Source organism: Wolbachia endosymbiont of Phyllotreta cruciferae (genome assembly GCF_918697765.1).
In the GTDB taxonomy this organism is placed as follows: domain Bacteria; phylum Pseudomonadota; class Alphaproteobacteria; order Rickettsiales; family Anaplasmataceae; genus Wolbachia; species Wolbachia pipientis.
This window is the reverse complement of record NZ_OU953855.1, coordinates 1,039,828-1,062,709: the sequence shown is the minus strand read 5'-3', so window position 1 is coordinate 1,062,709 and position 22,882 is coordinate 1,039,828. Positions and strand designations below refer to the sequence as shown.

Below are 22,882 nucleotides of genomic sequence, written 5' to 3'. Positions count from 1 at the left end.
AGTAACCCTCTAGGAATTATCTTCTTGAATTCTATGATATTATTTTTTGTAACATTGTTATACATATCATGATAAAGGGGCTGGCAAAGCTTGTCAAGAAATTTTCTTATTTCATTTAAATTGCTTGTAACCTTCTTATACACTCATCTTTACCAAGAATCACCATGATATCAATGATTCCAGGTGCATCCATTACTCCAGTTATAGGGGCGCGTAATGAGTGGTATACATCGCTTATTTTCATATCGTGCAATTTTGCACATTCCTTGATCTGAGAAGATAAAAAACCCTTATTCCAATTTTCATCACCGATCTTTGACAGAAATGACGCGAGTAACTTGATTATATCGAGGTTAGATTTGACAATTTGCTCAGCCTCTTCACTTAAATCAAGTGGCGGATCTTGAATATAAAATTTTGCTAAATCCAATAATTCGGTCAGGTAGTTTGCTCTTTTTTTTAGCTCTGTCAGTCCCTGCAGTAAATAGCCCTTTTTTTTGTCAGTTAGAGTATTTTCTCTAAGCATTAGAGTCAGAATATCTTCATTGCTCATATTACTAATATAGTGGTTATTCAAATGCTCCAGTTTTTTGAAATCGAGCCGTGCAGGTGAACGACCAATACTTTCTAAATTAAACCACTCTATTGCTTGCTCATCGCTAATAATCTCATCGTTGCCGTGACTCCAGCCAAGTCTCAGCAAGTAATTACGCATCGCTTTTGGCAATATTCCCATCTTTTCATAATCGCAAACGCTTGTGGCACCATGCCTTTTGGATAGCTTATTCCCATCTTCCCCATGGATAAGCGGCACATGCGCAAAACGTGGAACATCAAAATCAAGAGCCTGGTATATTAGCAACTGTTTAAAGGTATTAGTGAGGTGATCAGAACCACGTATAATATCGGTTATTCCAGCATCATGATCGTCAATTACGACAGCAAAAATATATGTTGGAGTGTTGTCAGAGCGTAAGATCACTATATCATCAAGCTGGTTGCTATTTACTTTGATTTGGCCGTATATTTTATCATCAATGACGATCTCTTGTGAGTCTGGCACTTTGAAACGGATAACTGACCTCACACCGGATGTCATTCCAGCGCGTGACCACATATTTTCTTCTGGATCCCAGTGTCGGCTACTTGGATGACAAGAAGGAGGTTTTGTAGTACATTTATGCTTGTATATCTTGCCCTCTTCTCTTGCTTTTATTTTCTTTTCTGCAACTTCATCCTCAGGGCAATAACAGTGATACGCCCTACCCCTCTCAACTAAAAGGTTTGCTACTTCAATGTGCCGCTCTATTCTTTTTGACTGATATACTATTTCCCCATCATAGCTCATACCGAGCAATCTTAGCCCTTCTATAATTGCATCAATTGCTTCTTGCGTTGAACGTTTTCTGTCGGTGTCCTCAATTCTTAGCAAAAACCTGCCACCATGATGCTTTGCATAGAGCCAATTGAATAAAGCAGTACGAGCTCCTCCAATGTGCAAAAATCCTGTTGGTGATGGAGCAAATCTCGTGACTATACCTGGCATATTTGTCTGTTACAGTAATGTAAATGATGATAGCTAAAATTTATGTTTGTAACAATTTAGAATTTATTTGTTCTGAGAGATAAAATTTTATTTATTTTTCATAAATTGTGTTGTATAATTTAGTATTGGTTGAATATAGCGAGGTGAGTTATGGATGGACTTGTAGATATAGCAAAATTGCTTTCAGATAATGAAGCTAATATCAATTGGCGTTACACCGGCCCTTTTGATAAAACAAAACAAAGAGTACAGGCAGATAATCTCCTGCATTTAGCTCTTACTTTTACCCACAAATGTAAAAAGTGAGTAAGCTAAATAATTTAGGATCAAAATGATAGAAACAAGTACAAGCGTGCAATATACAGATGGCTTAGGGATAAATGGCTGGAAAGAGAGTTAAAACACATTAATTTGGGAGATAAAAGGCTTAATAAAAGGCTTATAAAAACAAGTTATTGCATAGAGGGTAAGGCATCTGGTTCAATTAATCAAAGCTGTAGTGGGTGGAAAGAAGCTAAGGGTGCATATAGATTATTTAGCAATGAAAAGCTTGAAGATAAGGAAATTTATTCTTCCCATTATAAAGAAACTAAGGAAAGAATAAAAGGAAACCAGTTGGTCTTTTCAGTTCAAGATACAAGTTATTTGGATTTTGACTCTCATATAAAGACCAAGAGACTAGGCAGTATTTCTAAAGCTTATACAAAGCATAAAATGGGTTTACTGTTGCATAGTGCCTTAATAGTCAGCAGAGACGGATTACCTTTAGGTCTATCTTCCCAACAATGTTGGGCGCGTTCTATTAGGGAAGAAGAAACGGCACAAGAAAAAGCAAACAGAAAATACCGTACCTCCATAGAAGAAAAAGAAAGTTATAAGTGGATAACAGCTCTTAAAGAAACTATAAACAACCTTCCTCCAAATGTACAACTTGTTACCCTTGGTGATAGGGAAGCAGACATCTTCAAATTTTTATGGGTGGCTGAGACGTTAGGTAGTTTTTATGTAATCCGCAATCGAGCTAATAGAAGATTTATCTGTACTGAAGTCGGAAAAACAGATTTGCAAACACGCATCACTCAACTGCCAGTAAAAAAGAAAATTTCTCTAGAAGTTACTAAAGGTGGAAACCAGAGATCAAGGAAAGCTAATATTGAAGTTAAGTATATGAAAGGCTATATACCTATCAGATCTTCTTCCATTTATGGGTCAAAAGATACAATACATAAAATAAGTGATAAAATCCCTGTATATGTGGTAAGTGCAAAAGAAACAAATCCTCCTGATGGATTGGAAGCTATCGACTGGACTCTACTAACTAATGTACCGATTAATAATACTTTAGATGCCATAGAAAAGATAAATTGGTATAAGCTAAGGTGGAAAATTGAAGAGTATTTTAGGATTTTAAAATCAGGATGTAAGATAGAAAGCTCCCGCTTAGCTACAAAAGAAAGATTACAGAAGTTAATTGCTATAAAAAGTATAATCGCGTTTAAAATTTTATATTTGACAAAAGTGGCTTTATCAAATCCCATGGAAATTTGTACTAAAATTTTAAGCAACGAAGAGTGGAAGGTCCTTTACATGCGTGAGTATCGGGTAGCAACATTACCCGAAGAACCTCCAAACATAAAACAAGCTATTATTTGGTTAGGAAAATTGGGTGATTTATGAATAGAAAAAGTGATAATTTACCAGGGTCTATGACTCTATGGCGGGGCTATGAAAACCTTAAGGAGAGCATTGTTATGCTTCACATCATAACCTCTCAAAATTGTGGGTAAAAGTAAGCATTTAGCTGCAAGAATACAAAACAAAGGTAAATTTGTAGACATTTGTAAGAAGAACATTGCTTCTGTAACTGCGCATAATGAATATGGAGATAATCCATTTCATGAAGCAGCAAGAAGTGGAATTTTGCTGCCTGCAGTACAAGAGATTGTGAATGACTTAGAGACGGAAGCTGATAACAAAATTACGAAAGCAGAAGAAGCTGGAGATCGGAAAGAAGTAAGCAGATTGAAAGAGGAACTCAAATGTAATAAAAAATATATTAAAGATGCGCTCTGCAGTAAAGACTATGCTTTTAATAAGAAGAGGGAAACTCCTCTTTATTACTTAAATGCTGCACAACAGAAAGAAATTAAGCAAATCGCAGGCATAAAAGACAGCTTTATATGTAACCAGAAGTTTCACCTGTGCTTATATATAATAGGAGCGATAGCATGTATCGCTGCTTTATGTTTGTCTTTATACTTTTTATTTTTAGTTTCTCAATCTTTTGCACTAAGCTCGATGGTTGCAATAGCTTCTGGCGGAGTCACATACCTGTCAGTTAAAGCATGTAGCGAGATACATGCCTTGCATAACGAAAGCACTTTAGTGGAAAATGCTAATGTACAACTTGCAGGAGAAAGTTTGGGTGTTTGATGAAGCTAGAAATTACTTGCAGGCAATGATATAGAAATTTACTTTCTTAACTTCAGAAAGTATACTCATACGATGATAGAAAAGAAGTACAGTAAGATTTTAATAGCAAACAGAGGAGAGATTGCCTGCAGGATTATCAGAACTGCCCATAAGATGGGTATATCTTGTGTGTGCATATACTCGGGTGCAGATGTAAATTCTGTGCATGTAAGACAAGCAGATGAGTCAAGATATATCGGCCCTTCGCCATCTTGCCTCAGTTATTTAAACATTGAAAAAATATGTGAAGTAGCAGTTGAAACAGGTGCGCAGGCAGTTCATCCTGGCTATGGTTTTTTAGCAGAAAATCCAGATTTTCCACGTGCTTTGCAAAAACACAATATAGACTTCATCGGCCCCAGTGCAGAAACAATAGAAGTTACAGCCAACAAAATAACAGCAAAAGAAGCGGCAAAAAAAGCTGGAGTGAATGTAGTGCCAGGATATATGGGTAAGATTAGCGACGCTGCCCACGCAGCTCAAGTTGCTGAAGAAATTGGCTTTCCGGTTATGCTTAAAGCTGCATCAGGCGGTGGTGGCAAAGGAATGCGAATTGTAAACTCCAAAAAAGAAATTGAACTAGCATTTACATCAGCCACAAATGAAGCAGAGAAAAGTTTTAAGGATGGCAGTATCTTTATAGAGAAATATATAGAGTTGCCAAGACATATTGAAATACAAATCATAGCAGATAAATATGGCAATATAGTTTGTCTTGGAGAAAGAGAATGCTCGATACAAAGGAATAATCAGAAAATAATAGAAGAAACGCCAAGTCCATTCATTAGTGAAGAAGTAAGACAAAAAATGTATGTTCAATGTGTTTCTCTGGCAAAGCAAGTTGGCTATTTTTCAGCAGGCACTGTTGAGTTTGTTGTAGATAAAGACCAAAACTTCTATTTTCTTGAGGTAAATACGAGATTGCAAGTTGAGCATCCAGTAACAGAATTTATAACTGGAATAGACATAGTAGAAGAAATGATTAGAACTTCCTGTGGAGAGAAATTGAGATTCAATCAGGATGATATTAAACTTACTGGTTCTGCAATAGAAAGTAGAATTTGCGCTGAAGACCCATCGAAGAAATTTTTCCCTTCCAGCGGAAGAATAAAATATTACGATAAACCGGGTGAAAATGATTATGTAAGAATAGATGATGGAGTTGCTGCAGGTTCAGAAATTAGCATGTTCTATGATTCGATGATTGCCAAAGTGATAACATATGGAAAAGATAGAGTAGAAGCGATCAGCAGAATGCAAAAAGCATTGTCTGAATGCTATATAGAAGGAGTAACAAATAATATAGAATTTCTAGAATCCATCTTCCATCACCCAAATTTTATCGCAGCAAAGCTCCATACGAGATTCATTCCAGATCATTACCCTAGTGGGTTTCACGGCGATTTTGTTACAGAGGAGTATATTAAAATATTTATTTTCACTGCGTTATATGTTCATTTGGAAAATGAAGAAAGGTACCATCATAAAGCAGTGAATGAAACATCTCAGGTGTCATTCCAGTGCGTGACACTGGAATCTAGTAAAAAAGAAGGGGCACCAGTATCAGCTACTCGGATGGCAGGTGACCGTGCAAGAGATTTATTCATAGTGAATATAAATGACAATGAGTACTCCGTAAATGCAAAATACCAAGATAATATATCAATAACGGTATATAATCACAATAAATACTCCGTTATAGGCAAGTGGAAATCAAGTTATAGATTGCTATATATCACAATTAATGACGATACCAATATAGCACTTAAAATAGAAAGACAAGGCAGCAAGTACTTCATAAGACATGCAGGTATGAAAGCTGAGTGTTGTATATTAAAACCTCATGTAGCTGAATTAAGTAAGTTAATACTAAATAATGAAACAGAAGGGATTTCAGCAGATGCTGTAAAATCCCCAATATCTGGTTTATTAGTTAAATTGCACGTAAATGTAGGAGATCAGGTGGAAATAGGACAACCTTTATTTGTGGTGGAGGCAATGAAAATGGAAAATATCATATGTGCTGAAGCAGCAATGGTGATAAAAAATATTCCCGTTCAAGAAGGAAAAAATGTGCAGATTGGTGATGTAGTCTGCTTCCTTAAATAACACAAGAAGTATAAACTTGACCCAAACAAGATAAATGAAAACACTTGATGAGCTATGGCAATGGCTATCGGTATGTGCAATAATAGAGTAATTACACCTAAAATGATCTGAATGACGACGGAGAGCAGCATAATATATACCGGTTTTATGCTAGCATTTTTTACTGTGAGTATTACTACCAAAGTTAGTATTAGCAATGCCAGTGCTCGATGTATAAATTGCACTGTCGCTCTGTTCTCAAAGATATTCAGCCATATAGGCTGCAAGAAAAATAAATCTTCTGGAACGATTTGTCCGTCCATTAGTGGAAAGGTATTGTAAATCAAACCAGCATTTAATCCTGCAACAAATGCACCGAAAATTATTTGTATTACAATTAGGACCAAAATCATCCTTGCGTAGTATATAGTGTTACCACTAACCTTAAGTTTTGTTTGTTGTGGCCTTATCTGATAATCAAAAAATTGATATGACAATAATGCAAAGATAACTAATGCTAATAATAAGTGAAGTGCGAGCCTATAGTGGCTAACATGAGGCTTGGCTACCAAGCCGCTTTTTACCATATACCAACCAGCAAAAGCTTGCAGCGCTCCAAATAACAAGACTATCAATAGCCTTATTATTACCTTTTTAGATATTTTTCTTCTTAATGTAAAATATATAAATGGCAGGACAAAAACTAAACCTGTTAGTCTTGCAATTAATCTATGCACATACTCTATTAAGTATATAGCGCGAAACTCCTCCATACTCATACCATAGTTGAATGCTTTATACTCAGGTGTAGCTTCGTATTTTAATTTTTCTTGTAGCCAGTCTTGCTCATTCAGTGGTGGTAATGTTCCAGTGATGGGTTTCCACTCCGTGATTGACAATCCCGCTCTTGTAAGTCTGGTAAATCCACCAATTCCTACCATAAGAATTACCATGACCGAGCAGAGAAAAAGCCAAATGGCTACAGGTTTTGCTTCCATAAACCATGTTTAGTTTTGTTCCATCGCTCAGGGTAAAGAATAAACTCCCACAAGGCAAGAAAAGCTGCAACACTATGTAGCAGACTATAGACCGGAAAAAATATCGATACTATATAAAAATAAAAAGGCATCTTTTGCTGTTTGACAGCTATTACCAAAAGAATCAGGTTAGTAACGTATACCACTACAAAGTAGTACAAAAATAATCCATTTAAAACTTTAGTTAATATCAATGAAAGCAGTAAAAATGGAGTAGTAAAAAATATAAAAGCTGCAGAACCAACAAAAAGATTCAATAGCAAAATTCCCTTAAATCCAGTGTGTTTATGAAGTGACTTTATATTTTTTAAATGAACAATATAAGTTTGCATATAGCCTTTGATCCAGCGCGCTCTTTGCTTAATCCAAGCAAATACAGCAATTGGTGACTCTTCCAATGTTTCTGAGTCAATCATCCTGGTTTTATATCCCATTTGCGCAAGTCTCAAACCGAGGTCAGCATCTTCGGTAACACTGTAAGCATCCCAGAAAAACACTTTTTTTAGAATTTTTACTGAAAAATGATTACTGCTACCACCCAAAGGCATTGGCATGTTCATTTTTTGGAATCCAGGCAATAAGTATTGAAACCAGTTCATATACTCCAGAGAAAAGGATTTTGTGAGAAAATTATAATCACAATTATAGTAATTTAATTTCGCCTGTACACAGGCAAGCTTATCGTCGTCCTTATTAAATTCAATCAGTGCTTTTTTTAACTGCAATGGGTCTGGTTTATCGTCCGCATCATATATTACTGCATACTTTCCTCTAGCAAAGCTCATAGCATAATTGCATGACTTGGCTTTTGTTCTAGGCAAAGAATGAGGCACTTTTATTACTTCAAAATACTGCGGTAAAGTGTACTTTTCTATAGCTGCTAGCGTTTCTTGGTCATCACTTTCTACCTGAAGCTTCACATCTAATTTTGATTTTGGATAATCCAAACTTTCAATGCTTTCGATCAATTGCTCTATCACTGCACTTTCTTTAAAAGCAGGCAATAAAATAGTATATATAGGAAAATCTTCTTCATTCAGCTTACTATAATCCACTTTTTGGTTGGAGGTTTCACATAAGCTAAAAACTGTAGCTATAAACTTGAATAAATAACTAGAACATCCGATTATAAATATCAACATCAAAGCAAAATATGTATATTTCTCTGTTAGTGTTAAAATTGAAGTTACAATAAAGAAAGAAGCAAAAAATATTGAGCTTAGTTTAATGCTTTTAGCTGAAAAATTAGGATTCTTGTAATATAAGTAGTTGCTTGCAAATTCTGAAATACCAAAGTGCGAGTTAAGAAGATTTAAAATCTGTTCGCTATCCACTTTTATTAATACATAGTCAATACCGTAATGAGCTTCGACCCAACGGTTGATATCTCGGCTTGTGTCTTCAACCATAAAAAAAGTAGTATTATTTAATTTTTGCCAAGGAATTATATTAAATTTATAGTAAAAAAGTTTCTCTGGCTCTTTGCACAAACTAGAATCAAACTTAATTTTTTCTACATTATCAGCTTGAAGTATAGGCAATTGTTGCATTGAACCTAATGCAATTTTTTATTTAAGTCACGTGAAAATGAAGATATGACCTCGCTACTACGCTTATCATCTTTACGTTCATGCATTATTTTTTTTACAGCATCAGCAGCTATATTCACTGTGTTAGTCTGTAAATCCCCAAGAGCTTTTTCAACTTGGTCAGTGACTTTCTTCAAGTTAGAATGGGCATTGTCATCTAATGTCTGATCTAGCTGCTGTCTATTGTGCTTAATGATACTATTAGCTTTATCAAGTGCTTCATTCATCATTTTATTAACTTCTGCATCTAATTCTTTGTATTTTTTAGAAGATTTTTTGTAATACTCCAACATATCTTTCCTGAATTTTTCAGTTTCTTCACTTGAAAATTTGCTTTTGTTACGCTTATTGTTAAGCGCATTTTTTATCACTTTCTTTAGCAATTTATACGAAAGGACAAAACTTACCAAGAAGGCAAGACCGATAATCAGTGATGTAGACATAAAAACCCCTAAAATTCTTTGGACACCAAGTCAGCAATAAATTCCTCTTCAATTTCAGAATTAGTCAATTTAGTATAATAAATTAAAGCAATACTAGTAGCCATTTGTTTTAACTGATCAGTATATTCAGATTTAAATTCTGCCACTTTTTTTTCAATAAGCTTGCTCTTTTTTTTGTCTTCCTCTTCTAATATATTCTTAACATTAGCTCTCATTTCTTCTACCTGAGCAAGTGCATCATCTATGATTTTTTTTGCCTGTATTCTAGCTTGGTTTAAAGCGGCATTATACTTGGCAATCTGCTCTTCCGTGAGTCTTAAAAGATGAACAGAACTATTAAAAGAACCCAATACTTCTTTACTTCTAGTGCTTATTATTTTATCTAACTTTGGTAAAAATAAACAACTTACCACGAAAAAAAGTGAAGAGAAAAAAATTAAAAACCAAAAAACTTGAGAAAAGAAGGTTGAAACATCAAGCTGTGGCATCTGTTAAGCAGCAAATATTAATAACATTGCAAGTACAAACGCAAGCAATCCCATGATTTCAACCATGGCAGCACCAATATAAACATAACTTTTCATTTTACCTTCTGATTCAGGGTTTCTCGCAATCCCATTTAACATAGCAGAAAAGATATTAGCTATACCTAAACCAGCACCGAGCATTCCAAACACAGCTAAACCAATTGCTATAAACTTTAAAGCTACTAAATCCATATATTACCTTTAATTTTTCTTTATAATATAATTGTAAAATATTCTACAAGGAAGTCAATTACTTTACTGCATCTGACAAATATACACATGTTAATATAGTAAATATATAAGCTTGTAAAATTGCAACAAATACTTCAAATCCTATCAATGCAATTATGAACAAAAACGGCGCAGGAGTGAAAAATATGTTCATATTTACAATAAACCCTGCTATCACTTTGATGATTGTATGACCAGCAATCATATTTGCTGCAAGCCTTATTGATAGGCTAACCGGCCTTACTAAATAAGCAAACAACTTAATAATAATTATTATAGGTGCAAGCCACGAAGGAGTTCCTTTTGGTAGCAATATGCGTAAAAATTCTACTCCCCTTTCTTTAAATCCAACAATCGTTATATAAATAAAAACCACCATCGATAAAGCGAAGGTGACTATCACATGACTTGTGACCGTGAAACTATAAGGAAGAACACCAACTAAATTACACGATAAAATGAAAATAAATACTGTGAATATCAATGGAATGTGCTGCAAGCCTTTGCTTCCAGTGTTATTTTCTATTATTGAAATAACAAAATCATATACATACTCAACTGCAGCTTGCAAATATCCTGGTATTACTGACCCCTTCTTTATTCCAAAAAGCAAAAAGAGTATCATCAATATCACCGAAATCATCGTGAAAAAAGATGAATTGGTAAAGCTTACGTCATACCCAAATAACCTAGGTAACTCTATTATTGTATATACTTTAAATTGCTCTAGCGGATTTAACGCCATTTTGACCCTATGTACTTGAACTATAACAGTAAATAAAGTATGAATTTTATAGGACAAAGTCAAGGGTTAAGATAAGGCTCTGCGTTATTATAACATTGATACATTAACAAAATATGTAATTAGAGTGTTAATTACAGTCAGCTCTGTATTTTAAAATTTACTAATCTTATTAAATTATTTAACTTAACATCTTATTTTAATTATAATTTAATTTTTAGTGAGGTATATAATGAACGAAATAGATTTTATTAACGCTAATCATCCTTTAAATTTAGAGCAGGAATTTGGTAACGGATACATCAAATTGACAGATGGTTCCTTTAACGAATACACTGGCCATTATCAAATAGGAAGCGAAATACTAGATGAAAGCCATAATATGATAGGAGACTTAACTATAGATGGCTACATTCATAGCTTCCATGCAGATACCCACAATATGAATCTTAAATCCTTTACGGAGATAGATTTAAAAGGTGATATAAAGAAGATAAATTCTCTTTACAAGAAGATATAAAGTTACAAAAACTTCTGCATCATTGCTTGTGATACAGAAGTCACTTTTCATTCCACTACAATAAGCTTTAAAATCACTACATTTTACATTACAATAACTTTTTCACTTCTTTTTAGGTCCATGAAATTCACATTATCTTGGTTATTAGAACACTTAGAAACCAATGCTAGTTTAGAAGAAATTACCGATAAATTAACTCACATAGGGTTAGAAGTAGAAGATGTGATCGATAATTCCAGATTGACTGGGTTTATTGTTGCAGAGGTATTAGAAGTCGTACCTCATCCAAATGCTGATAAATTAAAATTATGTAAAGTAAATGATGGAAGTAAAATTCTACAAATAGTCTGTGGAGCAAACAATGTTAGAGAAGGTATGAAAACTGTACTTGCATCTCTTGGTAGCACGTTGCCAGAAAGTGATCTCACAATTAAGTCCACAAAAATACGAGGAATGCTAAGTGAAGGGATGCTCTGCTCTGCTTCTGAACTTGCGCTGGTTCAAGAGGAAAGTGAAGGAATAATCGAGCTTTCCGATGATTATAAAGTAGGGGATAAATTTTTCAATTGTGACCCTGTAATTGATATAAATGTTACTCCAAACCGTGGAGATTGCTTAGGCATTTATGGAATAGCTCGCGACCTTGCTGCAACTGGAATTGGGACATTAAAGACTTTAAGCATTCCACAACTTACCAGCTCCATAAATTCACCAATCGATGTTGAAGTTACTGACGGGGAAAGTTTTATTAGTGGAATATACATCGCCAATGTAAAAAATCAAGAAAGCCCAAAATGGTTAAAAGATAGGCTGGAATCGATAGGAATGCGCTCCATTTCTGCAATAGTTGATATCACGAACTATATTATGATATCTTTCAGCCGCCCAATGCACGCGTATGATGCAAAAAAAATAGAAGGAGAGCTCACAGTACGCAAAGCAAACGACGGAGAAAAATTTGCTGGTTTGAACGGTAAAGAATACTTATTAAACAAAGACATAAGCGTTATTGCAGGTGATAAAAATATTCATGGAATTGCTGGAATTATAGGTGGTAAGTGCAGTGAATGTACTCTTGAAACTACTGATATCTTTTTAGAGTCTGCTTGGTTCGATCCCATCTCTATTACTAAATCTTCAAGGCAGCTCGGCATCTCCACAGACGCTAGTTACAGATTTGCACGTTCAGTTGATCCTGGATTTACTTTTGATGGACTCAACCTTGCAGCTAAAATGATTCTGGACTTATGTGGTGGAGAAACCTCAAGCGTAGTGTCTGCTGGCAGTTTAGATAGTGCTGACACCAAGGTGAGCTTTGATTATCAGGATGTGAACAAGTTTGGAAGTGTGTCTGTATCGCCTGATGAGGTGCTTGATATCTTAACGAAACTAGGGTTTAGTATTGATAAAAAAACCGAAGGCAATTGGAATGTACAAGTACCAAGCTGGAGACCGGACGTGACAATACCGGCTGACCTAATCGAAGAAGTAACAAGGATATACGGCTATGACAAAATAAAAGAAGAACCACTACCAAATAATGTTGAAGAAGTAGATAGTACATACGACAATTTGCGTATTTTGATGACAAACAGAGGGTTTCATGAAGTGCTAACCTGGTCGTTTATGAGTGAATCAACAGCTGAAAAATTTGGTTACTCGAATAAGTTATTTATCATCGATAATCCGTTTAACAATAGCTTTAATATAATGAGACCAAGTATTATGCCAAATTTATTGCAAGTTACTGCTGATAATATTGCCCATGGAATATCTGATCTTGCAATCTTCGAAATTGGGCCGATTTACGATGGTGAAGCTCGGTCTAAACATGTTTTAAGTGGGATAAGAACAGGAAATAATTTACCGCGAAACCATTATAATACTGATAGAAAAGTAGATGTTTTTGACGCAAAGGCTGATTGCATAGCAGCTTTGGAGTTTTTTAACGTCAATTGTGATAATTTAACGATAGAGAGAGCAGAAAAAGAACATTATCACCCAGGAAAGTCAGGCACTCTCTCTTTTAAGAATAAAGTAGCAGGTTATTTTGGAGAGTTGCATCCTAATATATTAGATCTTTTTGATATCAAGCAAAAAGTTGTAGGTTTTGAGGTGATATTAGAAAATATTGAAAATTTACCTGTAAGTAGAAAGAAATTTATCGATTATAAATACCAAAGTGTAAAACGTGATTTTGCATTTATTGTAAATAAGGATGTGAAAGTAGGTAACATAATCAATGTGGTAAAAAAAAGCTCAGAGCTCATCACAGAAGTTTTAGTATTTGACGTATACCATGGAAATAATATAGAATCGAATAAGATGTCTATAGCATTGTCAGTTACTTTCTGCTCTCCAACTCACACTTTAACTGAAAAAGAGATCCAAAAAGAATCAAGTGCTATAGTTAATTTAGTATGTGAAAATACCGGAGGAACTTTGAGAACTTATCGTTGAGTCACAATCATAGTTTCCTGCCGTTGCTGTGTCACACTTACTTCATCCAATTTATTTCCAATATTGAATTCAATATCCTTGAAAAATCTATCCCACATTCCATGCAAATGCTCTTCTATTTTAGGCCACACATCATTTTTAAATGTTACCCCATCATCAGAAAATAAATTACCTAAAAAGGCTCCAATACCTTCATAATTTGACTGAAAACATTGAAGAAATGTCTCTCCTTCTTTATAAGTATTATGTGCCACATTTAACGCTTTTCTCTCTGTAGTCTCTTTATAAGCATTTGATGCTCCAATCTTTATTGCACCAAACATAACTTTACTCCAGTTCTTAACTTTCTGTATACAACCTTCACTATTTCCTGGTATATTATTTATTATATCTTTTGTCAAATTATCTATCAAAGGAGACAATAAACCTTGATAAAAGTGCTTGATATTATTTTTTGTTTTTATCACAGGACTTTTTATGCATTTTTCTGCCAAATAGTATTCAAGTTCCGCTTCCTCTAACAACTTCTTAACTGCTTCTTCGTTAAAAGTTTCACGCTCGAACTCCTTCAGTAAATCATCCTCTATTATTGCAAACTTTATTTTTTCGCGAGATTCTAGTTCTTCTATATAATCATTTTTTGTTTCTTCATTTATCAACAATCCTTTTTCTTCTAATTCTAACTGTTTTAATGCTTTGAGAATTTCTTGGTTATTTTTCAAATGCTTCTCTATTAATTTTGTACTTGGATGCTGTTCTCCTTTCCTATTTCGCTCACCTTCTAAATATTTGTTTAAATCCTCATTTTCTTCTATTACTTTCCTTAACGATATAGGTTGCTCTAAGCATTCTGCAATTTCCGCTCGGTGCGCATTAATCCTCTGTACTAAATCCGGCTCCTTTTCCTCTAACAGCTTACATGAATCCTCTATACCCTTTGCTTGGCCTTTGAGTACATTTTGTTTTTTGCATTTCGTTATTTCTAAATATATCTTTGCTACAAAAGCATTTACTTTATCTGAAGCTTCTTTTAAATTCTCACTCAAAGAACCTTTTATCTCCTTTTCTAAATCCCGAAACTGGTCTATTAAGCTGAGCATGCCTAATAGGCCTAACTCACCCTTGGCTTTTTTCATTACTGATTTTACTAGCCTTTGCTCAACTTCTTGATCATCATACTCGAACTTAAAAAGACCTTCTAACCTTCTTCTTAAAACATCACCTGCTAAATTATTCTTTTTTACATCTCCATATATTTCTTTCAATTTTTCATGTATCCTAATATATCTTTTTTGTCCTTCTTTTTTTAAAAGATTAATCTCTTCTTTAGCATTACCTAGAGCTGTCTCTGTTTCTCTACTATGTATATATTTATAAACATCAATAATTGTTCTCTTAGCTATCTTCCCTTCTTCTTTAAGCCGCTTCCATTCTGCTTTAAATATAGGAAGCTCACTATCATCTAAAACATCCGGTACTTTTGCTCCTGCTTTTTTCAGATCTCTTATTATCACTTCTTTCTCACCTGGTAATTCCTTACCTTGACTCTCTAATTCCTGCCTCACTAAAGAATTTTTTATCTCATCTTCCAGTGAAAAACCTTCTTTCCGTCTATCCAGCTGAAACCTAACTGCTTGTATAAAGGCAACTTGATAGGCGTTGTATATTAAGTGAGTTGTCAACTTAAAATCTATGCTACTTACCACTTTTAACCTGAATTCGTCCAACAATTCCTTCAATTTATCATATGTAATCTCTTTCTTTTCTAGCTTTATCAGTTCTTCCATAGTCTTCGCAAATTCTTGAATAGAAGTTGCAAGCACATCCTTGATTTCATTGCGTAAGGGCTTAAGACCATTTTTTAAATTGATGTTAGTTGACAATTTCAGTACGATGCTATGCTCTGAATCCCGCGTCACATCAAACCACTTGTTATTTTCATTTTCATACAAATCTCTAAGCAATCGTTTAAATTGCGGTGGAAATTCTATTTCCATATCCCACGCAATATTTGGTCCAGTAACTTCCTTTTCATGAAAAGACACCTCAATATTTTGATGCTTATTAGAATACCGCCCCATACTTATTTTAAGAGCAGTAACTAAAGAGTGAGATAAATCTCTATTTAAAAGATAAAAAGTAGCCAAAGCAATTGTTGCAGGAATAAGTAATGCTGCAAGCATAGCTATATTAACAAGAATCACTATTGCAGCAAGAACACCATATGCCAGTCTTTTTGCTGTACTTTCACTTACTTCACTTTTTTTTGTTTTATTCTCCTCTGAACTGATTTGTGTCTTATCATTTGTTTTTAATTTATTATATACGGCTAATCCTAACGCAGTGAAAACTATATAAGGAAACATTAAAACTGATAGAGCTAAATTTAATACTTTCTTCTCCGGGCAAGCTCGATTTACCTCTTTAAATATTCTACTTGATATATTATACCAAGAAGTAAAAAAATCAGAGTTATAATCTTTATAATGAAATATACTGAGTGGAACGTTAAAATTAGCTAACGGCTCTTGTTCTTCCACAGCATCAAAAAATTCTTCTTCCTCTTCTGAAGTAGCAAGACCTAAATCATTCCCTTCTTCTACATTAGAAACAGCTTCCATAGCATCAAAAAACTCTTCTTCCTCTTCCAAAGCAACATTGGAAATAGATTCTACTTTACCTAAACCATCACTATTGTTAACAACTTTTTCATAATCATCTGCAACAGCTTTATTCATATTATAACCTTACCCTAAGCAATCTAAGTATAACATAAACATTAGTAACTTTGCAACTTTATTAACAACTTAACTTGATACCAACTATCAACCCTTGATATTCTTTAGAATAGAAGTCGGCTTCGATCTCTTTATTAATGTCCAAAGATAAGGCAAGGGTCTGCTCTTTTATATATTCATTCCATGTAGTTATTGCTTCCTTAATTTTTTCATCTTCTGTTTTGATTGTTACTCTAATTCTATCTGATATATGAAAATCAGCTTGTTTTCTAGTTTCTTGAATGAGCCTCACAATATCTCTCGCGAGCCCTTCTAGAATTAATTCATCATTTAAAGTAGTGTTCAGAATCACAATCCCTTTGTTGTTATCAAACACAGCAGAATATTCACTGTTTGCTTTTAATAACAGTTCATATTCACCTTTTTCTATAATATAGTTCTCTGTTTCATCTCCTAAAAATATTGAACCTTTTGCGGAACCTTCTGTCATTCCAGCGCGTGACGCTGGAATCTGCATCTGGATCCCAGTGTCAGCTACTCGGATGACACCGGATTCAACTTGTTTCCACTTTCCTTGTTTAACATATTGAACCAGTGTCTTAATCTTCTCCGGAACTCTCTTTCCAAGCATAGGAAAATTTAGTTTCAGTTCTAGTGATGCAATACCTTCAAGTCTGTTTACTAATTCCAAGCTTTTTACATTCACCTCATCTTTTATCATCTCCTGGTACTCATTTGAATCTGCAGCACACTGGATCCCAGTGTCAGCTACTTGGATAACAGGAGAGAACTCTGGGATGACAGAAAGCGGTTCACCTTCAAGAAAACTACAGGAAGACTGATGATAAATGATCATACTGCCAAGCGGCTGTCTGATACGTATATTAAAAGTGTTTCTGATCGAAAGTGCAGAGTTGCACACCTCTCTCACTAAATCCATCTTGGCAATGAGCTGACTATCAAACTTCTCTAATTGTGGGAAATCAGCCAAATGAACAGATGTTTCTTCATACTTAAGCCCTTGCCATATATTCTCTGTTATAAGTGGCAACAAAGGAGCTGCAGCTCTTAGTATGTAATAAAAAACCGTATATAGAACATTATAAGCATCAGTTTTATCCTGATCCAAATCACTTTTCCAAAAACGCTCGCGACTGCGACGAATATACCAATTATTTAGCACTTCAAAAAAGTTCATTAAAATTTTGCAAGCCTCTTGGGAGTTATAGCTGTTCATAGAAGCTTGGATACTTTCTATAGCTTCAAAACATTTGGAAATCATGTAGCGATCAATAGTACTTTGATAATCCTTACAAACTTCAGCTTTAATTCCATCTGCATTTGCATACATAGTAAAAAAGTGATAACTGTTCCAAATAGGTTTTATTACGTTTTTCAGAACATCTCGTATTGAGTTTCCTTCTTTATCGAGTAGCAAATTACCACCACAAACAATAGATCCAGAAAGCATAAGAAAACGCAGTGCATCAGAACCGTATCTATCAAAAACCTCCATTGGATCTGCATAGTTATTCAAACGTTTGGACAATTTTTGCCCTTTTACATCCAAAACAACACCGTGGCATATGCAGTTCTTAAATGGTTCCCTATCAAACAAAGCAGTGGACAATACAAAGAGCGTATAAAACCACCCCCTGGTTTGCGCTATGTATTCAGTGATAAAATCCGCAGATTCAAACCACTCCTTATTTTCAAACGGATAGTGGATTTGCGCAAATGGCATCGAGCCAGATTCAAACCAGCAGTCAAACACGTCAGGTACACGGCGCATAACTGATTTTCCTGTTGGATCATCAGGATTTGGTCTTGTTAAAGTATCGATAAATGGTCTGTGCAAGTCGTCTATTTTAACATTAAAATCTCTCTCCAGTTCTTCTATTGAACCATATACATCTACTCTTGGATATCTCGCATCGTCTGATTTCCATACAGGGATTGGCGTACCCCAGAATCGATTGCGTGAAATTGACCAGTCGTGTGCCCCTTCAAGCCATTTTCCAAATTGACCATCTCTAATGTGGTTTGGTATCCAATTAACTCTCTTATTTAGCTCTACCATTCTGCTTTTGAATTTTGTAACAGCAACATACCAAGAAGGCATAGTGCGATAGATCAAAGGAGTGTCAGTTCTCCAGCAGTGTGGATAATTGTGAATATATTGTTCAGTTTTAAACCAATTCCCTTGCTCTTTTAATTTTTTTATTACTGTATCATTGGTATCAAAAACATGAACCCCTGCCAAATCTGAAATTTCAGCAGTAAATTTTCCACTGTTATCAATTGGACAAATAACTGGAATATCATGGCTTTGGCAAAGGTAAAAATCTTCCTCACCAAATCCAGGAGCAGTGTGCACAACGCCAGTACCATCTTCTTCCGTCACATAATCAGCAATAAAAACGCGAAATGCATTTTTTGTGTCTTTAAAATAGTCAAACAGTGGTTTGTAAGAAAGACCTGCAAGATCATTCGCTTTAAGTTTTATATTGCAGTTTTCATATGGAATATTGCTTTGTTCACAGTGGCTGACAAATTTCCCTAAATAACTTTCAGCGAAGATGTAAACTTCATCGTTAACTAGATCTTTTGCATTATCCCCTGTCATCCCAGTAGCCCCCTCCCCTGTCATCCCAGTGCTTCGACACTGGGATCCAGAAATAGATTCCAGCGTCACGCGCTGGAATGACATCAAAGGGTGGACTGACACTGCACAATACTTAATATCTTTTCCTATTGCTAAAGCCAAGTTGCTCGGCAACGTCCAGGGAGTTGTAGTCCAAGCAAGTAATTTACACTTTCGTTTAACACTTTTAAATTGCTGTGGGTTTTCTAAAAGCTCAAATGCAACAGTTACAGCTTTGCTAACTTTTTCTCTATACGCGTTATCAAGCCTTGTTTCGAAATTAGATAATGGAGTTTCGCATGCCCAGCTATATGGTACAACGCGCACTGATTCATACACCAGACCCTTATCATAAAGCTGCTTGAATGCCCACATGACCGACTCCATGAATGATTTATCCATAGTCTTATAGTCATTGTGAAAATCTACCCATCTTGCTTGTCTATTGACATATTTTTCCCACTCTGATGAAAATTTCATCACAGAAGTACGGCAATGATCGTTAAATTTATCTATACCAAACTTCTCTATCTCAGTTCTACCAGATATTCCAAGTTCTTTTTCTGCACCCATCTCAGCCGGCAATCCATGGCAATCCCAGCCAAATCTACGTTCAACCCTTTTTTGAAGCATAGTTTGATATCTTGCAAATGCGTCTTTGATGAAACCAGTGAGTAAATGTCCATAATGCGGAAGTCCATTTGCAAATGGAGGCCCATCATAAAACACAAAACAATTATCCTTAGAACGTTCTCCAACTGACCGCTCAAAAACTTTATTTTCCTGCCAAAATTTTATGATTTCTTTTTCTAACGACGAAAAATCAGGACTACTTACTGTATCAGGATAATGCTTTGACTTCATGTTCGCTATGTAAAACTAAAGAATATAGGGCTTTCTGAAAAATTACAAATTCAAAAATATTTCCGTAGCTCACATCCCAGCAAACTATTCTGCCGAGCTTCTAATACCTTTTTTTAAGTTTTACTTGCAGTTTTTATTGTTTTACTTAACATTAACCCAAGCTTTAGGGGTATTTTATGGATCAGAAGACAGATAAGTTTCCATAATTTTTAAAAATGTTGTGCTTTGTTGAAATGTGGGAACGTTTCTCTTACTATGGAATGAGGGCACTTTTGGTCCTATTTTTGACTTCTCACTTAGGTTTCACTGATGAGAGGGCCTTTACTATTTACTCATTATTTGCTGCAACAGGTTATGCTATACCAATACTTGGAGGTTTTTTAGCTGATAAGTTGATGGGATTCCGCAACATGGTGTTGCTTGGAGGGATAGTGATGATAGCAGGTCATGCTTGCATGTCATTGGTTAAGTTTGAACCAGGTTTATTATATTTAGGTTTATCTCTAATAGCCATAGGTACTGGTATGTTTAAAGGGAACGTAACTAACTTACTTAGTTCATGCTATGGCAAAGACGATCCTGAACGTAGCAGAGGCTTTACTTTATTTTACGTAGGTGTGAATATTGGAGCAATATTGGCTTCTATTTCATGTGGTTATGTAGCCCACTTGTTTGGTTGGCACTACGGCTTTGGTTTAGCTGGTATTGGGATGTCTATAGGGCTAATCTTTTTTCTCAAATTTCAGAATCTTTTAGGAGATAGCGGCCTTTCTCCTTATCCAGAGCTTATGAATAAGCGCATATTAGGGATTAAAATTTTTGGTATAGTATTGATAGGAAGCTTTCTGTCATCATCAATAATTGCTAAAATGCTTATACATAGTGAATTTTTTACTAATATGCTCATATTTGTTGGAATAACAGCTCTGGGCATATTTATTTATATAATATCTAAATTATCAGCAGAACAAAGACGAAAATTAGTGGCATTATCTATTCTTGTGGTATTTTTCTTGTGTTTTTTTGCTTTAGAAATGCAGCTTGGCTCTTTGGTTAACTTATTCACCGAAAGAAACGTTATTAACAATGTATTAGGTATAACAATTCCAGCTTCAGTTTCTCAAGCCATAAATCCTTTGTCAATTATAATATTTGGCTTTCTTTTTGGAACATACATGAAGTTTAAGCAAAAATATGCAACTTCCATGTTTACCCTTGGCCTTCTGACAATGGCTATGTGTTTTTTCACACTGTACATAGGATGTTTAAACTCTAACATTGAAGGTAAAGTAGAATACTTATATTTAATAATTGCTATCTCCTTTATGGGACTGGGAGAATTATGTATTGCTCCATTAGTCCAAGAACAAGCAACTACACTAGCCCCCAAAAACCTTAGAGGAGTAGTGATGGGTATAGTAATGCTATCATTAGCGTTTTCTAACCTAGCCGGAGTTGCAATATCAAAATTTATGTCAGTTCCTTCAGTAAATGGTAAAATAAATTATTTAGAATCTTTAGAAATATATAAAGAGGGTTTTTTAAAGGTGGGAATATTTAATTTAATGCTCGTTATTGTATTTTTATTCTTCTTCAATTTTATACATAAAGTTGTTACTAACTCATCTTGTACAAAAAATTGATATAGGTAAGCTCAAATTTGTAGGTTTAAGGTACCCGTTCAGGCAATGGCGTCAACTTAAGAACTTTCATTAGCAAACTCTCCTAAAGACATGATGGCGTTTGGGCTTATCTACCTTATCGCAGCTATACAATCGTCCCGGTCGGATTTTAACTTTAGCGCGTATACTTGCTCTATCAAAAAGGGCTTGAAAGTTTTTTGGCGCAATAAGTACCTGATAGAGTTTCTGCCTCATTACACCAAATAAAACCGAAAAATTTAAACGATACTCAGCAATTTGATCTGGATTCCAAGGCCCTTGTGCATCACACATATGAAGCGACAATATATTACACATGACTAAGTTTGCCCAAAATTCTTGTAATACAGCCTCTAAATTTACGCCAGAAAAATTCTCTAACTCTGCACCTATTTTGAGTCGTTTATAGCACTCCTCTATATGCCACCTTAATACATAAGCTTTGCTGATATCTTCCAAAGTAAATTTTTCTCGATCAAAAAGTGAAGTAACCAATACCTCTGTTTCTCCGTTGGCTAATGTCAGCACTATTACTCTTACTTTTTGGCTTTTCGTTTTATTTTCTAGCACAAAATCAAAATCTAATTCACCAGATGAAATTCGTTCCCATAGCTTGCTATAATTTCTTTTTTGCAAGCGAAAAATAAAGTCTACTTTCAATTCATAATGCTGCTGAATGAATTTTAATGAAGACGGTCGTAGATAAATAATAATCTATCTTGATTTAATGAACGCATTTGAGTAACGACTTCAGGTAATTGTTCTTCTGCTAACGTTTGCTCACCCACATTCCAAGCCGCAAGGCGAGCACTGCAAATCAGCGAAGTACATAAATCAACAAACAAATTGCCAATGGTGGCATTGTGCCTGTTGTTCCATTTGGTTTAAAGCGGCCAAACTCGGATACAATTTCTTCAGAGCTCGGTAATCTCATACCAGAACCATCTGCTGCAATAAGCCTATAGCCTCTCCAACTCAGGTTCATCCTGATAGGCTGTTTGGATGCTTAAATTCTTGAAAGCCTGTATGGCAAATCTTATATCTTGCTTTAGAAAAAGCTTGCTTTGAGGGTACATGTCAATGGCTCCATAAGTTCACATTCTATTCCCAAACTTTTTTTAACTAACTTTAAAATCATAGAAAATACTGCCGAAAAAGGAAGTTTTCTTGTTCGTGTAAAACTCAACACAATGGATTCTCTGAAAAGCTTTCGAGTATATTATATTTTTAATTTGTAGAATAAAATTTTTTCCTTTTTGTTTGGTAGAAGTCATAGTTTTAAATCCTCCTGATTAAGTTTTATCGCTATGACTCCCCCAC

16 protein-coding genes and 1 pseudogene are annotated in these 22,882 nt (G+C 34.9%); 7 read left to right on the top strand and 10 right to left on the bottom strand.

Annotation, left to right across the window (positions count from 1 at the left end; genetic code table 11):
- Window positions 1-115 precede the first annotated feature (115 nt).
- Window positions 116-1,546, bottom strand: a complete 1,431-nt coding sequence (gene gltX / locus NL281_RS04970) for a glutamate--tRNA ligase (RefSeq protein ID WP_253303039.1) — start codon at window positions 1,544-1,546, stop codon at window positions 116-118.
- 150 nt (window positions 1,547-1,696) lie between these two features.
- Between gltX and NL281_RS04965 the strand changes: the two genes are divergently transcribed.
- The 4 genes from NL281_RS04965 to NL281_RS04950 all read left to right on the top strand — a co-directional run bounded on the left by NL281_RS04965 (window position 1,697) and on the right by NL281_RS04950 (window position 6,127).
- The gene (locus tag NL281_RS04965) at window positions 1,697-1,852 is read left to right on the top strand and encodes a hypothetical protein (RefSeq protein ID WP_253303038.1); all 156 of its coding nucleotides are present in this window, start codon (window positions 1,697-1,699) and stop codon (window positions 1,850-1,852) included.
- Window positions 1,853-1,903: 51 nt separating this feature from the next.
- A complete protein-coding gene (locus NL281_RS04960; protein ID WP_370274048.1) occupies window positions 1,904-3,223 on the top strand; it encodes an IS4 family transposase in 1,320 nt (439 codons plus the stop codon).
- A gap of 102 nt (window positions 3,224-3,325) precedes the next feature.
- Window positions 3,326-3,979, top strand: a complete 654-nt coding sequence (locus tag NL281_RS04955; RefSeq protein WP_253303036.1) for an ankyrin repeat domain-containing protein — start codon at window positions 3,326-3,328, stop codon at window positions 3,977-3,979.
- A 72-nt stretch (window positions 3,980-4,051) separates the two neighbouring features.
- Window positions 4,052-6,127 (top strand): acetyl-CoA carboxylase biotin carboxylase subunit, encoded by a 2,076-nt coding sequence (locus NL281_RS04950; RefSeq protein WP_253303035.1) that lies wholly within the window; start codon window positions 4,052-4,054, stop codon window positions 6,125-6,127.
- On the opposite strand, the gene NL281_RS04945 is transcribed toward NL281_RS04950, so the two are convergent.
- Genes NL281_RS04945 through NL281_RS04920 form a run of 6 tightly spaced genes read right to left on the bottom strand, consistent with a single transcriptional unit; the run spans window position 6,076 to window position 10,678 of the window.
- Entirely contained in the window at window positions 6,076-7,104 is a 1,029-nt protein-coding gene (locus NL281_RS04945) for a COX15/CtaA family protein (protein ID WP_253303034.1), read from the bottom strand. The genes NL281_RS04950 and NL281_RS04945 overlap by 52 nt on opposite strands.
- A complete protein-coding gene (locus NL281_RS04940) occupies window positions 7,086-8,684 on the bottom strand; it encodes a glycosyltransferase family 2 protein (RefSeq protein ID WP_370274066.1) in 1,599 nt (532 codons plus the stop codon). Before NL281_RS04940 ends, NL281_RS04945 begins: the two co-directional genes overlap by 19 nt.
- A gap of 14 nt (window positions 8,685-8,698) precedes the next feature.
- A complete protein-coding gene (locus NL281_RS04935; protein WP_077188071.1) occupies window positions 8,699-9,175 on the bottom strand; it encodes a F0F1 ATP synthase subunit B family protein in 477 nt (158 codons plus the stop codon).
- An 8-nt stretch (window positions 9,176-9,183) separates the two neighbouring features.
- Complete coding sequence (locus tag NL281_RS04930; protein WP_077188072.1) at window positions 9,184-9,663, bottom strand: F0F1 ATP synthase subunit B family protein; 480 nt, start codon at window positions 9,661-9,663, stop codon at window positions 9,184-9,186.
- Between the two features lie 3 nt (window positions 9,664-9,666).
- Window positions 9,667-9,894, bottom strand: coding sequence for a F0F1 ATP synthase subunit C (locus tag NL281_RS04925; protein WP_006014985.1), 228 nt, complete (start codon window positions 9,892-9,894; stop codon window positions 9,667-9,669).
- Between the two features lie 58 nt (window positions 9,895-9,952).
- Window positions 9,953-10,678 (bottom strand): F0F1 ATP synthase subunit A, encoded by a 726-nt coding sequence (locus NL281_RS04920; protein WP_022626288.1) that lies wholly within the window; start codon window positions 10,676-10,678, stop codon window positions 9,953-9,955.
- A gap of 229 nt (window positions 10,679-10,907) precedes the next feature.
- Here NL281_RS04920 and NL281_RS04915 point away from each other — a divergent pair, with 229 nt between their 5' ends.
- Entirely contained in the window at window positions 10,908-11,195 is a 288-nt protein-coding gene (locus NL281_RS04915; protein WP_077188073.1) for a hypothetical protein, read from the top strand.
- A gap of 120 nt (window positions 11,196-11,315) precedes the next feature.
- A complete protein-coding gene (gene pheT, locus NL281_RS04910; protein WP_253303032.1) occupies window positions 11,316-13,655 on the top strand; it encodes a phenylalanine--tRNA ligase subunit beta in 2,340 nt (779 codons plus the stop codon).
- Here the strand turns inward: pheT and NL281_RS04905 are convergent.
- Together NL281_RS04905 and NL281_RS04900 are read right to left on the bottom strand one after the other, a co-directional pair.
- Window positions 13,646-16,393, bottom strand: a complete 2,748-nt coding sequence (locus NL281_RS04905) for a coiled-coil domain-containing protein (protein WP_253303031.1) — start codon at window positions 16,391-16,393, stop codon at window positions 13,646-13,648. The genes pheT and NL281_RS04905 overlap by 10 nt on opposite strands.
- A 61-nt stretch (window positions 16,394-16,454) precedes the next feature.
- Entirely contained in the window at window positions 16,455-19,901 is a 3,447-nt protein-coding gene (locus tag NL281_RS04900; RefSeq protein ID WP_253303030.1) for a class I tRNA ligase family protein, read from the bottom strand.
- A gap of 215 nt (window positions 19,902-20,116) precedes the next feature.
- On the opposite strand from NL281_RS04900, the gene NL281_RS04895 reads away from it, so the two are divergent.
- Entirely contained in the window at window positions 20,117-21,544 is a 1,428-nt protein-coding gene (locus tag NL281_RS04895; RefSeq protein WP_370273915.1) for a peptide MFS transporter, read from the top strand.
- Between the two features lie 69 nt (window positions 21,545-21,613).
- On the opposite strand, the pseudogene NL281_RS04890 reads toward NL281_RS04895, so the two are convergent.
- Window positions 21,614-22,836, bottom strand: a pseudogene (locus NL281_RS04890) (IS4 family transposase).
- Window positions 22,837-22,882 lie beyond the last annotated feature (46 nt).